The 14920-nt window shown below is 68.8% G+C and carries 14 protein-coding genes; 4 read left to right on the forward strand and 10 right to left on the reverse strand.

Going from position 1 to position 14920, the window contains the following annotated elements:
- The first annotated feature begins 266 nt into the window (after positions 1 to 266).
- Positions 267 to 782 carry an inosine/xanthosine triphosphatase gene (gene yjjX, locus LI336_RS05200; RefSeq protein WP_227131588.1) on the forward strand — a complete coding sequence of 172 codons (516 nt, stop codon included), beginning with the start codon at positions 267 to 269 and terminating at the stop codon, positions 780 to 782.
- Between the two features lie 18 nt (positions 783 to 800).
- Here yjjX and LI336_RS05205 read toward each other — a convergent pair whose 3' ends face one another.
- Positions 801 to 2651, reverse strand: a complete 1851-nt coding sequence (locus tag LI336_RS05205; protein WP_227131590.1) for a flippase-like domain-containing protein — start codon at positions 2649 to 2651, stop codon at positions 801 to 803.
- 231 nt (positions 2652 to 2882) lie between these two features.
- Here LI336_RS05205 and LI336_RS05210 point away from each other — a divergent pair, with 231 nt between their 5' ends.
- A complete protein-coding gene (locus LI336_RS05210; RefSeq protein WP_227131592.1) occupies positions 2883 to 3122 on the forward strand; it encodes a DUF7123 family protein in 240 nt (79 codons plus the stop codon).
- Positions 3123 to 3380: 258 nt separating this feature from the next.
- Positions 3381 to 3830: an HTH domain-containing protein gene (locus LI336_RS05215; RefSeq protein ID WP_227131594.1), complete on the forward strand. Its 450-nt coding sequence runs from the start codon at positions 3381 to 3383 to the stop codon at positions 3828 to 3830.
- Positions 3831 to 3929: 99 nt separating this feature from the next.
- Here the strand turns inward: LI336_RS05215 and LI336_RS05220 are convergent, their stop codons facing one another.
- The 5 genes from LI336_RS05220 to pyk all read right to left on the reverse strand — a co-directional run bounded on the left by LI336_RS05220 (position 3930) and on the right by pyk (position 8818).
- Entirely contained in the window at positions 3930 to 4550 is a 621-nt protein-coding gene (locus tag LI336_RS05220; protein ID WP_227131596.1) for a winged helix-turn-helix transcriptional regulator, read from the reverse strand.
- Positions 4551 to 4631: 81 nt separating this feature from the next.
- A complete protein-coding gene (locus LI336_RS05225) occupies positions 4632 to 5792 on the reverse strand; it encodes an SPFH domain-containing protein (RefSeq protein WP_227131598.1) in 1161 nt (386 codons plus the stop codon).
- 69 nt (positions 5793 to 5861) lie between these two features.
- The gene (locus LI336_RS05230; RefSeq protein WP_227131600.1) at positions 5862 to 6554 is read right to left on the reverse strand and encodes an NfeD family protein; all 693 of its coding nucleotides are present in this window, start codon (positions 6552 to 6554) and stop codon (positions 5862 to 5864) included.
- A gap of 66 nt (positions 6555 to 6620) precedes the next feature.
- Positions 6621 to 6941: a DUF7312 domain-containing protein gene (locus tag LI336_RS05235; protein WP_227131601.1), complete on the reverse strand. Its 321-nt coding sequence runs from the start codon at positions 6939 to 6941 to the stop codon at positions 6621 to 6623.
- Between the two features lie 116 nt (positions 6942 to 7057).
- Complete coding sequence (pyk, locus tag LI336_RS05240) at positions 7058 to 8818, reverse strand: pyruvate kinase (RefSeq protein WP_227131603.1); 1761 nt, start codon at positions 8816 to 8818, stop codon at positions 7058 to 7060.
- A 123-nt stretch (positions 8819 to 8941) separates the two neighbouring features.
- Between pyk and LI336_RS05245 the strand changes: the two genes are divergently transcribed.
- The gene (locus LI336_RS05245; protein WP_227131605.1) at positions 8942 to 10168 is read left to right on the forward strand and encodes an FAD-dependent oxidoreductase; all 1227 of its coding nucleotides are present in this window, start codon (positions 8942 to 8944) and stop codon (positions 10166 to 10168) included.
- A gap of 31 nt (positions 10169 to 10199) precedes the next feature.
- Here LI336_RS05245 and LI336_RS05250 read toward each other — a convergent pair whose 3' ends face one another.
- From LI336_RS05250 to LI336_RS05265, 4 genes are all read right to left on the reverse strand, one after another.
- Positions 10200 to 10631: a universal stress protein gene (locus tag LI336_RS05250; protein WP_227131607.1), complete on the reverse strand. Its 432-nt coding sequence runs from the start codon at positions 10629 to 10631 to the stop codon at positions 10200 to 10202.
- Positions 10632 to 10724: 93 nt separating this feature from the next.
- Positions 10725 to 12884 carry a methionine--tRNA ligase gene (metG, locus tag LI336_RS05255; protein WP_227131614.1) on the reverse strand — a complete coding sequence of 720 codons (2160 nt, stop codon included), beginning with the start codon at positions 12882 to 12884 and terminating at the stop codon, positions 10725 to 10727.
- Between the two features lie 302 nt (positions 12885 to 13186).
- Complete coding sequence (locus LI336_RS05260) at positions 13187 to 13861, reverse strand: LiaF transmembrane domain-containing protein (RefSeq protein ID WP_227131615.1); 675 nt, start codon at positions 13859 to 13861, stop codon at positions 13187 to 13189.
- A 113-nt stretch (positions 13862 to 13974) separates the two neighbouring features.
- A complete protein-coding gene (locus LI336_RS05265; protein ID WP_227132649.1) occupies positions 13975 to 14493 on the reverse strand; it encodes a YqaA family protein in 519 nt (172 codons plus the stop codon).
- Positions 14494 to 14920: the final 427 nt, after the last annotated feature.

Here is a 14920-nt window from a genome sequence, read left to right on the forward strand (position 1 = left end):
AACCCGGGCGCCCGCAGTTCCGTAACACCTTGATGCCACACGCCAACACAAAAGGGTTTCGGAATTTTGTTCCAGAACCGGAGTAATCACGAGCGAGACCGGTGTGTGTGAACGAGCAACAAAACACCTAAATACTACCACGTGGTCGCCAGCCCGTCCATACACGTCACCACCCTGACGGAGCACGCCACTCGGACGCCACCGTCGACGCCGACACGATACCGCGTGAGTAACGCCTATACCCACGGCGCCCCCTTTCCTCGCGTATGTTCGTCGGCGTCGGCTCCACGAATCCCGTGAAGCGCTCCGCGACAGAATCCGCCATCGGCGGGATGCCCGGCCTCAGCGTCGACGCCGTCGACGTCGACAGCGGCGTCCCCGAGCAACCCCGCGGCCACGCCCAGACCCTCGACGGCGCCGTCACGCGAGCGCGCCGCGCCTACGACCACGGCGGGTTCGACCTCGGCGTCGGCATCGAAGGCGGCGTCGCAAGCTTCGACGGCACCGACGGCACCTACCTCGTGATGTGGGCCGCCGTCACCGACGGCGACCGCGTCGAGACCGCGAGCGGGCCCGCACTCAGACTCCCCGACGACGTCGCCGCGCGCGTCGACGCCGGCGAGGAACTCGGCCCCGTCATGGACGACGTCTACGGCCGCGAGAGCGTCGCCACCCAGGAAGGCGCCGCCGGCGTCCTCACCGGGAACGCCGTCACGCGAACGACGGCGCTCGAGACCGCCGTCGCCGGCGCACTCGGCCCGTTCGTCACCGACGCGTACTGACGACTGCGCAGGTCCCGACTACTGGTTCACCGTCTCCGACTCCGTCGTCTCCGGCGACTCCGCGCTCTCCGCGACCGCCTCCGTCAGCGACACGTTCAGCACGAGCATCGACGCGAGCCCACCCACGACCGTGACCGCGTTCTTCACGAAGTGGTCGACGACCGCCACCGCGAGCGCGACCTCGCCCGTTATCGGCGCGGGCGTCAACCCGACGACGAGGAGCGTGAACGCGCCCTCGTAGAGGCCGACGCCACCCGGCGTGAGCGGGAGGACCTTCGCGAGGTTCCCGACGCTCACCGCGAAGAACGCCACGCCCAGCAGCGTCGGGAGCGCGAGCACGTCGAACGCGCCGAACGCACGCATCACGACGACCGCAGTCACGACGTCGAGCGACCAGATGACGACCGAACTCGCCGCGATGCTGGCGAACGCCCGCTCGTCTTTCGCGACCCGCTGGATGTCCCCGACGAACTGCTCGAGGACGCCCGCGACCATCGACACGTACGAGTCCGACGACACCCGCGAGAGCGCTGCCTCGATGCGGTTCCCGTCGCTGCGTGCGGACGCGAAGATGGCGAGGACGCTCCCGATGGCGAGCACGCCGACGGCCCCGGCGAGGTACACCGCCGTCCGTCCCGCCTGGCCCGCGTCCCCGGCGCCCGTCCCACCGTCGCCGGCGACGACGGAGAGCAGTTCGGTGGCGTTCCCGGTCGCCACGAGGGCGACGAGGACGCTCCCGGCGAGCATCGTGATGGTGAGGAGGTCGAACACGCGCTCCACGGCGAGCGACGCGAACCCGGAGGGATACGGCACCTTCCGACGCGCCTTCACGACGTACGCGCGGACCGCGTCACCGGCGCGAGCGGGGAACACGAGGTTCCCGGTCTGACTGATGAATATCGCGCCCGTCAAGAACCCGACGTCGCTATCGTACCCAATCTGCGCGAGGATGTCGCGGTACCGGCTCCCTCGTAGCGGCCACGAGAGGAGGTACACGACCGCGGAGGCGGCGACGAGCGTCGCGTTCGCGTTCGCCATCTTCGCGACGACCTCCGACGGGTCGAGGTACAGCGGCATCAGGAGGATGGCGACGAGCGTCAGGAGCGTGCCGGCGACGATACCAACGCGCCGGTTCACGCGCGGCGACACCGAGAGCTCCCACCACGTCCGCAGTATCTGGCTGCCCATCCCGAAGACGTCCCTGACGAGGTCGACCTTCGTGTCGCCCTTGGGCTCCCAGTCCACCGCGAACTCCTTGACGCGCATCCCTCGTCGCTGCGCTTTCACGAGCAGTTCCGTGTCCCAGAACCAGTGCTGGTCCTGGACCGCCGGCATGAGCGTCGCGAGGGCGTCCCGGTCGAACGCCTTGAACCCGCACTGGTGGTCGCGGAGGTCCGAGCGCAGGAACAGTCGCGTGAGTCCGTTGAAGACGCGACTCGGGACGCCGCGTTTCGCCGGTCGGTCGGCCTCTTGCCCGCTGATCCACCGGGAGCCGGTGGCGACGTCGTAGCCCTCCGTCCGGATGGACTCGACGAGTTCCTCGAGGTGACGCATGTCCGTGGCGAGGTCGGTGTCGAAGTACACGAGCGTCTCGCCGTCCGCCGCCTCGAACGCGCGTTCCAGTGCGCCACCGCGCCCGAGGCGTTCGTCGGCGTGGAAGTGCCGGACGCGGTCGTCCGCGGCGGCCAGTTCGTCGGCGATCTCGGGCGTGGCGTCGTCGCAGCCGTCCTCGGCGACGATGACCTCGTACGCGTCGGCGGGGAGGAACTCGGCGAGCGTCGCGAGCGTCGTCTCGACCGTCTGTCGGATGGTCGCCGCCTCGTTGTAGGCGGGGAGGACGACGCTCACCTCGACCGGCTCGCTACTCATTGGGTTCGTATCGGCAAGCCGCCGGTAAGAAGTTTCTGAACGACTCCCGGCGCCGACAGGAACCCTCGTCACGGTTCCCGGTCGTGTGGGTACGGTCGCGTTAACCGGTCGTACCAACCGGGGGCGAGCAGGTGCCTGCGCACGGCCAACGCGAGTCCGTAACCGCAAGCAAGCGGCGGATTAACCACCCGTACCAAACCCCCTAAGGTCGAACGGGCCATCGATGGAGGTATGAGCACGAGTGCCGCGGCGACGACCGACCTCTCGGACAAGCAATGCCGGATCCTCGAGTACCTCCGCGAGAAGGCGGAGATGAAGACGTACTTCAAGTCCCGCCTCATCGGGCAGGACCTCGACATGACCGCGAAGGAGGTGGGGACGAACATGACCGCCATCGCCGGCGGTGACTTCGACGTGGACGTCGAGAAGTGGGGGTACTCCTCGTCGACGACCTGGAAGGTGACCGTCTGAGGCGGTCGCTTCGGTTCGGGTCGACGACCTCGACCCCTGTCGTCATCGACCTGTCATCCGCTGTGACCTCGTCGGGCCGTGACACCCCGAGGGGGTCGTCCGGGCCGCTCGCGCCCGCTTGCGGCTCGTTTCCGCCCCTTCGCCGGGGGTTTCTGGATTCTTCGCACGCTTGCAGCCCCGTTCGAGCGCACCAGATAGTGCCAAACGTTGCCACGTACCGAACAGTTTATGATGAACGTTGATTATAGATTACTCGTTATGACCGCGACCCTTCGGGTGTACCACAGAGCGTACACGCCCATCTCCAAGCCACTCGACGAGATCGTCGCCGCGGCACGCACGCTCGAGACGACCGGGAAAGTCGACGCCTGCACGTTCACCGAATGGCCGACCACCGTCGCCCTCGACAGCGACTGCGAACCAGCCACCCTCTACGAGATCGTCACCGACTGGGCCGAGACCGAGCGCGTCGACCCCACCACGCCGTTCCGCATCCACACCCGAACCAACCCGATCACGGACACCGACCAATCCATCCTCCACACGCCCGTCGTCTACCTCACGCTCGAACACGACGGCGAACTCGTCGCGACCGCCCCCTGCACGCTCCCCGACGGCACCCACATCACCGCCCGAGACTTCCTCGACGCCATCCAGGACGGCGACGACCCACTCGACGGCCGCAGCGTCGACGCCATCCCCGCCTGAAACGCACCGCTCGAACTACCGGCCTCGTCACCGCTCGAACCAGACCCCGGCCGTCGCTCACCACCGAGCAGCGACACCGACCAGCCGCGAGAACGCGCCTCAGCCGTCGAAGGTCACCAGGTCCGCCGCCTCACGCGCCAACTGGACCGCGCGCTCGTCGAAACTGTCAGCGTACCCGACGACGAGCATCAGCACCGTCTCCGGCGCCGCAACCGCGTACCCGTCCTCGCGCGACAACAACCCAGCCGCCTCCAGCTCGCCCGCGTACTTGCTGACCGTCGGCCGCGACACCCCGAGTTCGGTCGCCAGGTCCGACGCCGACGCCGACGGGTCCGCGAGCAACGTCACGAGCATCCCGCGGGGCGTCTCCCGACGCAGATACCCGAGCACCGTCATCTCGAACTCCGAGAACTGCCCGCCGGGATACAGGCGCTTGTAATCGCCGTCCCGGTACACCGTCACTCGCCCCTCGTCGACGAGCTGGCGGACGTGATGCTGGGTCTCGCCCGTCCCCAACTGGAGGTCGTCCCGGACCTTCGAGAAGTGCGCGCCCGGCGTCGTCGACAGGTAGCCCGTGATGGCGTCGCGCACGTCGCTCTCCGACGCATCGGCCGCGGAATCCGCGTCGGAGAACTTCGCGAGTGGACTCGCCGCGCCGAGCGCAGCGAACCGCTTGAGGGTCGCGCGCTTGTGCTCGTCGACGCCATCCTGATCGGTCATCTATCGGATGCACGTATCACGCCGAAGAATAAAACCGCTTCGCCTGGAGGAGCGGTCGGTTCGGTCGCGTCGAACCGTCGGTCAGTTCGACTGCGAGTCGCTCCCGTCCTGCATCTGCTCGTCAGCGGGATTGAACTCGTCTTCCATCTCCGCGATCACGTCGTCTGGGTCGGAGATCTGCGCCGTGTCCTCGCCCTCCTTGATCGCCTGGGCCTGCTCCTCCATCGCTTCGACGTCGGGCTCGGACTCCTCCTCAATCTGACCGAGTATCTCGTCGATGTCGTCCAGGCCGAGGATCTCGCGGGTCTCCTCGTCGAAGTCCTTCGTCTCGAGCTCGCCGTCGCCGGTCTTCACGTCGCTCCCCGTGAGGTGCTTCCCGTAGCGGCCGAGCATACTGGAGAGCTCCTGCGGGAGGATGAACGTCGTGGATTCGCTCTGCCCGATGTTCTCGAGGGATTCGAGGCCCTTGTCGATGATGGCGCGCTCGCCCATCGCCTCCGCGGACTTCGCGCGGAGCACGGTCGAGATCGCGTCACCCTGGGCTTCGAGGATCTGACTCTGCTTCTCACCTTGCGCGCGGATGATGTTGGACTGCTTCTCACCCTGCGCCTCCTCGATCGCACTGCGGCGCTCACCCTGCGCTTCGAGAATCATCGCACGGCGGCGACGCTCGGCGGACGTCTGCTGCTCCATCGCCTGCTGGACGTCCTTCGAGGGGTTGACCTCGCGGACCTCGACGGATTCGACGCGGACACCCCACTCGTCGGTGGGTTCGTCGAGTTCCTTCCGGATGCGCGCGTTGATCTCCTGGCGCTTGTTGAGCGTGTCGTCGAGCTCCATGTCGCCGATGACGGCGCGGAGCGTGGTCTGCGCGAGGTTCGAGACGGCGCGCTTGTAGTCGTCGACCTCGAGGAACGCCTTCTTGGCGTCCATGACCTTGATGTAGACGACGGCGTCGGCCGTCACGGGCGAGTTGTCGCGCGTGATGGCTTCCTGGCGCGGGACGTCGAGCGTCTCCGTCCGCATGTCGAACGTGTACGTCTTCGAGACGAACGGCGTCACGAAGTTGACACCCGGGTCGAGGAGCTTCTGGTACTTCCCGAATCGAGTGTATGCTCGCTTCTCGTACGCGTTGACTATCTGGACGGAACTCGCGAGCGCCGCGATCGCGAGGACCAATACGATGACGACGAGTAGCAGCACTATCGTGCCGCCGACACCCTGCAGTGGTATCAGTACCATAGTTCGACGTTAGATGGACGAGCAAAAAGCCTTCCTGTTTGCTAACTAACTAAACGAGGTTGATACTGGCTACGCGCGCTCCGTCTCGGTCTCCGTCTCGGACTCGTCGCGGTCGCGAGACGACGCCGAATCGGACCCGTCTTCAGACGACGAATCCGACACGTCACCCGACGACGAATCCGCCTCCGTGTCGTCCTCGTCGCCCGACGCCGCAGGCTCCTCGTCCGTCGCCCGAGCAGCTTCCTCGCGGCCGCGAGCGAGCTCGCGGTCGATACTGTCCTCGCGGACCACGTCCATGGACTCCACCGTCAGGACGTTCCCACCGCCCGGGTCGGTCACGATGACCTCCGTGCCCTCCTCGATGTCGCCGTGCTCCGAGCGCGCCCGGTAGTTCGGGTCGAACCCGCCACCTTCCGAGAGGCGAATCGCGCCGCCGCGGGCCGTGATCTTCTCGGTGACGACGGCAGTCACGCCCGACAGGTCGTCCGAGTCCGTCGTCTGTCCGCGGTCAGGGCCGTTGTAGAGGTCCATCTCGCGGAACGCGAAGTACGCGAACACCCCGAACGCGACCGTCATCAGGGTCAGTGCGACGACGCTCGTGAACGCACCACCCAGGAGGATACCCACGAGTCCCGCGAGGAACAACGCGACGCCGACGACGACGAACTGCGCACCAGGAATCACCGCCTCGGCGAGCATCAGTCCCGCACCGGCGAGTACCAGCAACAGCGGTAATCCCAGTCCCAGCAGAGGGTCAGCCATGCGCGACAATTGGCAGGCAGTCCGATTAAACCTTGTGCGCTCCCCTGGAACGAGCGTTCCCGGCAGTCAGACGCTGAGAACGAGAACGGCAATCAATGCGAGTAGCGCGACGACGCCGAGGGCGACGAAGACGGCGTTCTCGACGTCCACGCGCTGTGGCTCGATGGGGTCGTCGCCCGACGGATAGTCGGGTTCGTCGTCGAGGTCGGCGAGGTCGTCCGCGACCGCCTCGCGGAGCTCGTCGTCGACGCCGTCGCGCTCGGGCGCGTCCGGCGGCACGGGCTCGTTCAGGTCGTGGGTCGCGTCGACCGACGCGTCCGCGCTCTCCTCCCGGGGTCGACCCCAGGCGTCGGCGTCGCGGTCGGTCGTGGAGGTCTCGTCCGTCATGCTTCAACGTTACGCGCCGAGGTGCAAAAACCGACGGGTCCGCTCGCACGCCGGTTCCGGCCCGGGTGGTCGTGCTACAACTCGGCCGGCTCTCCGGTGGTCGTGCGGCGAGTGAGTCAGCTCTCGGGGAGGTCGCGTCGCTCGCGTCGGATCTCGCCCTCGTAGACGACGCCGCGTTCGGCGTCGAGCGTGACCGTCTCGCCCTCGTAGTCGCGGCCGACCGCCGCGCCGCTTATCATCGGGATGCCGACCTCGCGGGCGACCATCGCGGGGTAGCCCGTCATCCCCGAGCGTGCGTCGACGATGCCCGCGAGCTTCGAGATGTCGCCGTCGAACTCGTCGTCGAAGTCCGCGTCGAGCGCGACGATGGCGCCCGCCGGGACGGCCTCGAGGTCACCGTCGTCGACGTGATGGAGCGACCCGACGCCGTACCCCGAGACGACGGCGCGACCCGCTGCGAGCGTCTCCGCGGCGATGTGCACCTTCAGGACGTTCGTCGTCCCCATGCCCTCTATCTCCGTCATCATCCCGGAGAGCACGACGACGGTGTCGCCGCTCTGCGCGACGCCAGCGTCGAGCGCCGCCTGCACGGCGTTCTCGATGACGTCGTCCGCGCCCTTCACGCCGAGCGGCGCGTACTCCGCGTGCACGCCCCAGGAGAGCGCGAGTTCGCGGCGGATACCGTCGGTGGTCGTCGCCGCGACGATGGGGACGTTCGGTCGGTACTTCGCGGTCTTCAACGCGGTGTACCCGGACTCGGTCCCGGCGACGATGGCGGTCGCCCCGAGGTCCCGCGCGAGGTAGCGTGCGGACCGCGCCAGCGCGTCGGTCCGGGAGTCCTCGGCGCCCGGGACGCGACGTTCGTTCGTCTCGTCGTACGCCGCGTCGCCCTCGACCTGCCGGATGATGCTGTCCATCGCCGACACGACCTCGACGGGGTGGTCGCCGATGGCGGTCTCCGCGGAGAGCATCACGGCGTCGGTGCCGTCGAGCACGGCGTTCGCGACGTCGCTCGCCTCGGCGCGCGTCGGGCGACGTTCGTGGACCATCGAGTCGAGCATCTCCGTCGCCGTGATGACCGGCGTCCCCGTGCTCTGGCAGCGTCGGATGATGCGCTTCTGTATCATCGGGACCTTCTCCATCGGGAGTTCCACGCCGAGGTCGCCACGCGCGACCATCACGCCGTACGCGGTGTCGATTATCTCCTCGAGGTTGTCGACGGCGCCGGCGCGCTCGATCTTCGCGACGATCGGGATGTCCGCGCCGAACTCCTCCAGGACCTGCGAGACCTCGAGGACGTCCGCGGCGTCGCGGACGAACGACGCGGCGACGAAGTCGACGTCGTGCTCGGCGGCGAGTCGGAGGTCCTCGCGGTCCTTGTCCGTGACGACCTCGAGGTCGAGGTCGACGCCGGGCGTGTTCACGCCCTTTCGACCCGCGAGCTCGCCGCCGTCGTCGACGTGCGCGTGCACGCCGTCGGCGTCGACGCTCGTGACGGTCGTCTCGATGCGGCCGTCGTCGAGGAGCACCTTGTCGCCGACGGTGACGCCGTCCAGGTCGTAGGAAAGTCCGACGACGTCGGGCGTGGCGGTGTCGCCTTCGACGAACGTGACGTCGCTCCCCTCGTCGAGGTCGATCGGGTCGTCCAGTGGCGCAGTTCGTACTTCCGGGCCCTGCATGTCTACCATCGTCGCGAGCGGGACGTCGGTCTCCTCGTCGACCGACCGGACCGTCTCGACGATGTCCGCGCGGGACTCCAGCGTGCCGTGACTGGAGTTGACGCGCGCGACCGACATGCCGGCCTCGCAGAGGTCGCGTATCGTCCGCCGGTCGGCCGACGCCGGGCCGAGCGTGCAGACGATCTTGGCTCTTCGCATACCTGCCGGTTCTTCGGCGCCGTCCAAAAGCCTTCGCGATTAACTAAGTTTCGAGTAGTCGCGTTTGCGGTCGCGGTCGCCCGAACCCGGGCCCTCGTAAGGCTCCAGCCCCCCGCTTCGAGCATGACGCGTTCACCGACCGTCCTCGTCGTCGGCGGCGGCGCGACCGGCGCCGGCGTCGCACGCGACCTCGCACGCCGCGGTGTCGACGTCGCGCTCGTCGATCGTGGTGGCCTCGGGAGCGGGACGTCCGGCCGTTCGCACGGCCTCCTGCACAGCGGCGCGCGGTACGCCGAGTCCGACCCGGTCGGCGCCGAGGAGTGTATCGAGGAGAACCGCGTCCTCCGCGAGATAGCCGGCGAGTGCGTCCGCGACACCGGCGGGCTGTTCGTCGAGCTCGCCACCGACGACCCCGCGTACTTCGACGCGAAGCGCGCGGCCTGCAAGGACGTCGGCATCCCCACGACCGTCCTCGACGCGGCGGCGGCCCACGAGCGCGTCCCCGGCATCGCCTCGGACGTCGAGCGCGCGATGGCGGTCCCCGACGGTGTCGTCTATCCCTCGCGGCTCGTCGCGGCGAACGCCGCGGCCGTCGAGGCGAACGGCGGGACCGTCCACCCGCACGCGCCCCTCGAAGCCCTCGCCGTCGAGGACGGTCGCGTCGTCGCGGCGACCATCGGCGGGCGCGTGGACGCGACGTTCGAACCGACGTTCGTCGTGAACGCCGCCGGCGCGTGGGCGGGCGACGTCGCCGCGATGGCCGGCGTCGACGTCGAGATGGCGCCCTCGCGCGGTGCGATGGTCGCCGTCGACCACGACGCGCTCGGCCCCGTCCTGAACCGCTGCCGGGAACCCGAGGACGGCGACATCGTGCTCCCGCACGCCGACGAGGTCGTGCTCGGGACGACGAGCGTCCCCGTCGACGACCCGGACGACTACGAGCGCGCCGACTGGGAGCGAGCGCGCTGCGTCGAGGAGTGCGCCGCGATGCTCCCGGCGGTCGCCGACGCCGAGGTGACGCGCACCTGGTGGGGCGTCCGCCCGCTGTACGCGCCCGACGAGGCCGACACCGACCGACGTGGCATCTCGAGGGGGTTCTTCGCGCTCGACCACGCCGACGACGGCGTCGCGAACCTCGCGAGTGTGGTCGGCGGGAAGCTCACGACGTACCGGCGGATGGCCGAGGCGACCGCGGACCTCGTCGCCGACCACCTCGGCGTCGACGAGCCGTCGACGACCGCCGACGCCACGCTCCCCGGCGCGGACGACCCCGACCGCCTGGACGCGTTCGTCGACCGGTACGACGCCCGGAACCCGTCGGACGCGAACGTCGACGACGCCGCTCGCTGACGGCGACGGCGGACCGTCCGACCGGCCGGCGCTACTCGCGCACCACGAGGACGTCCACGGACGACTCGTGGACGACGCGGTCGCTCGTGCTCCCGAGCACCCGCGCCCCGAGCCCCGACTCACCGCTCGCGCCGACCACCACGACGTCCGCGTCCACCTCGTCGCGGTACGCCGTGATGACCTCGTACGGCAGTCCCTCGACGACCGCGCGCTCGTGGTCGACGCCCGCCGCCTCGGCGACCGCCGTGGCATCGTCGAGCGCGTCCGACGCCATCTTCCTGAGGCTCTCGGTCAACTCCTCCGCGACGGTCCCGACACCCGACGCCGCCATCGACACGCCGACGTCGACGACGTACAGGCAGTGGACGGTCGCGTCCGTCGCCGCCGCCAGCGACACCGCTCGCTCCACCGCCGCCAGCCCGCCGTCGCTTCCGTCCGTCGCCACGAGCACGACGTCGTACATGCTCGACGTATCGACGACCAGCACGAAAAAACCGCCGCCGGGTCAGTCAGCCCGCACAGCCAGGAATCGGCAGTCGCGGGCGGCTTGGACGGACTACCGGACCTTCGTGCCCGGTTCGCTGTCGCCGTGGGTCGTGAGGAGGTCCGCGTCCTCGCCCGCGGCGAGCACCATCCCGTTGGACTCGACGCCGAACAGCTCGTTCTTCTCCATGTTCGCCACCACGACCACCTTCGTCCCCGGGAGCTCCTCGAGGTCGTGCAGTTGCTTGATGCCCGCGACGACCGTCCGCGTCTCCGCGCCCAGGTCGACGTCGAGCTTCGCGAGCTTGTCCGCGCCCTCTATCGGCTCGGCGGCCTCCACGCGACCGACGCGCAGGTCCATCGCCTGGAAGTCGTCGAAACTGATGCGGTCCTCGGTCAGGGGTTCGATGTCGCTCACGTCACCCTCGTCGTCCTCGGTGGAGTCGTCGCTTTCGGTCTCGGCCGCGTCCGCGTCCTCGGCGTCGTCGACGTCAGTGGCGTCGGCGTCGTCCTCGGCGTCCGCGACCTTCTCCGCGAGCTTCGCCTCCAGTTCCTCGACGCGCTCGTCCTCGACCTGCTCGAAGAGCTCGTCGGGCTCCGGGAACGCCCCCGGTGCCTCGCGCGCGGCGTCGAGCGTGACCGCGTGGACGTCCCCGTCCGCGCCGAGCTGTGCGAACGCCCGCTCGGCCTTCTCCGGCATGAACGGCTCCATGAGGACCGCGACGGCCTTCGCGACCTGCACGCAGTCCCGGATGACCTGCGCTTGCTCGTCGCCGCCGTCCTCGAGCTTCCAGGGCTCGTGCCCCTGGATGTACTCGTTCCCGAACCGAGCCAGGCGGACGCCCGCCTCGCTCGCCCCGCGGAGGTCGTACTCGTTCACCGCCGTCGAGAACTCGTCGACGGCCTCGTCGATGCGCGCGGCGACGTCGTCGCTGACGTCGACCGCGGGCGTTCCCTCGAAGTTCCGCGCCGCGAACAGCAGGCTCCGGTAGAAGAAGTTCCCGACGGTCCCGACGAGCTCGCCGTTCACGCGCTCGGCGAACCGCTCCCAGGAGAAGTCCAGGTCCTGCTGGAACCCGCCCATCGTCGTCAGGTAGTACCGGAGCAGGTCCGGGTGGAAGCCCTCGTCGAGGTACTCGTGCGCCCAGATGGCGCGGTTCCGACTCGTCGACAGGCCCTTCCCGTTGATCGTGACGAACCCGGTCGCGCACACCGCGCGCGGCGCGGTGTAGCCCGCGACCTCGAGCATCGCCGGCCAGAAGATCGTGTGATGCTGGATGATGTCCCGACCGATGACGTGGATTATCTCGCCGTTCTCCGACGCACTCGCGGCCGCGTCCGGTTCGCCGTCCTCGGTCGTCGCCTGCGGCTTCCAGACCTGCTCCCAGTCGTACGCGTCCGCGCCGACGCGCTCCGTGTACTGCTTCGTCGACGAGATGTACTCGATCGGCGCGTCAACCCACACGTAGAGGACGAGCTCGTCCTCCGCACCCGGGTAGTCGATGCCCCAGTCCATGTCGCGGGTGATGCACCAGTCCTGGAGGCCGTTCTCGATCCACTCGCGGGGCTGGTTCCGCGCGTTGCTCGTCCCCTCGAGACCGTCGAGGAACTCGGTGAGGTAGTCGCTGAGTTCGCTCACCGCGAAGAACCGGTGCTCGCGGTCGCGGTACTCCGCGCGGTTCCCCGTGATGGTGCTCTCGGGGTCCTCTATCTCGCCGGGTTCGAGGTGGCGACCGCAGCCGTCGTCGCACTCGTCGCCGCGCGCGGTCTCCCCGCAGTACGGGCACGTGCCGCGAACGTAGCGATCCGGGAGCGGCTGGTCCTCCTCGGGGTCCCACGCGACCTTGATCTCCTTCTCGTACACGTACCCCTCCTCCTCGAGGGTGGCGACGATGCTCTGCGTGAGTTCGGTGTTCGTCGCGTCGTGCGTGTGACCGTAGTTGTCGAAGTCGACGTTGAACTTCGGGAACGTCTCCTCGTACTGCTCGTGGTACGCCATCGCGAAGTCCTCGGGGTCGACCCCGTCCTGTTCGGCGCCCACCGCGATGGGCGTGCCGTGCATGTCGCTCCCGCAGACGTACGCGGTCTGCTGGCCGAGCTTGCCGAGCGCTCGATTGTACGCGTCCGCCGCGGTGTAGCCACGGAGATGACCGATGTGGAGGTCGCCGTTCGCGTACGGCAACCCACACGTCACCACCGCGGGCTCGTCTGTCGGGTACTCGTCGCTGCTCATGTCTCTGCCTCCGGTCGGTGCGGGCCTAAAACCCGCCGGTTCGTGTGTGATTCCATGGTTGCTGGTCGCTGTCGAACGCTACCTGTCTGCGATGCGAGAACGAGTGACCGGGTTTCCTGGCCGCGTCCGCGGCCCCATGACGGGCGTCGCGGCCGTCCCCACCGGGCGCTATCGGCGCGAGCGCATACGGCGGTTCGTGGGGACGACGGCCTGCACGCTCGCCCGTAGTGCGGTACCGAACAAAAGTGATGCGGTCGCGTGCGAGGGTTTCCCACGCCGGGAGTGCAGGGCGACGGTCGAGGTTACTTGATGCTGATGCCGCCGAACGCGACGGCGCCCGTCACGACGAGGTCGGGCGTCTCGCCGTCGCGAGCGAGCGGCGCCCGCGGCCGCTCGTCGGTGACCGCACCGAACAGCGGGAGGGCGTCCACCTCGACGACCCAGTCCTCGGGGACGTACACCTCGGCGCCGCCGAAGACGACGAGCGCGTCGACCTCGCTCGGCTTCGCGCTCGTGGCGTCCCGGAGGTCGAGTTCAGCGCCGCCGAACGCCACCGCGAGGTCCGCGGACCGGAACCGTTCGCCCACGGGACGGCGTTCCACGCCACCGAAGACCGCGACGAGGTCGAGGTCCTCCTTCAGCACCGTCGGGTCGGACCGACGTGACCGCGAGAGGAGGATGGTGAGGCCGGCGACGACGACGAGCACGGGCCAGTACGTCTCGGCGAACGCGTCCGTGACGACGTCGAGGACGAGCAACTGGACGGTCCCCGCGACGAGGACGAGCAGCACGGGCCCGGTGAGGTTCCGGAACCCGCTCCGCACGATGGCGTACACGCCGACGAGGACGAACAGCGACGGCACGAACTGGACGAGCGACTCGGTCTCGAACATCCCCGTGGTCCCGAGGAGCAGGAGGACACCGAGGACGACGACGACACCACCGAGGACGGACCGGTTGGTTACGCGGAGGTTCATGCTAACTATACGTCGATAGCGGATATAAAGCGCGCTCGCGGTCACCACCCCGCGAGAATCGAGCGTCGCCGACGCGGATGACCGCGAGAACCGATAGCCGTCCACGCACCGACTCAGATGACCGCGAGGACCGCTTCCGCACCGGCCGCCCACAGCACCAGGCGACCGGCGCTACCGGCGAACGTCGCGAGCGCGAACTTCAGGTAATCCTCCTCCAGCACCGAGAACGCGTAGATGGAGAGCGTGTCCGGGAACCCGGGCACGCACAGCGCCATCGCCAGCCCGATGTAGCCGTACTTCTGGGCGATCTCGACGGTCTTGTTCTCGCTCCACTGCACGACGTCGAACCGCGACCGGCGGAGGAACGAGATGACCGGTCCCGACTCCTTGGCCTCCTGCCCGAGGTGGAACGCGAAGACGCTACCGGCGGCCTTCCCGAGACCACTCACGAGGATGATGGCGGAGAGTTCGCCCCAGTACCCGACGCCGAGCTGGAGCGGTGCGGCGAGCACGACCTCGCTCGGGAGCGGGAGGACGAACGCGATGAGGAAGGAGTACACCGCGATGATACCGAGCCCAGCCCACCCCGTCGCCGTCTCCACGAGCACCCGCAACCAGTGGAAGTCCAGCAGCCCACCCGAACCGCCCTCGTCCGCGGTCGTGCCCGCGGTCGTCCCGTTCGTCGTCCCCTCCTGGCCGTTCAGCGACCCGAGCGCGTCCGTTCCGACCGACCCGAGCGCGTCCGTTCCGACCGACCCGAGTGCGTCTTTTCCGGCCGACCCGAGTGCGTCCACACCGGGCGGATGCCCCGCGCTCGCAGCCACCTCCGCGAGTGCGTCGACGCCCACGCCCGCGGCGCTCGCCGGCAGCGACGCTATCGAGGGACTCGCATGGAGGGTGCGGGCGGCGTGAACCGACGCGTCGGCAACTGCAAGCGCGGGATCTACCACGTCTTATCTCGACCGTCGCGCGGCACGAAACCTAAGCCTTGTCCTCTCGACCGACGCCCCCGGGAACGCCGACGACCACGCCGTCCTCGAGCCGGCACCAATCGGTTCC

This window comes from Halorubellus salinus (genome assembly GCF_020567525.1).
Classification (GTDB): Archaea; Halobacteriota; Halobacteria; order Halobacteriales; family Natrialbaceae; genus Halorubellus; species Halorubellus salinus.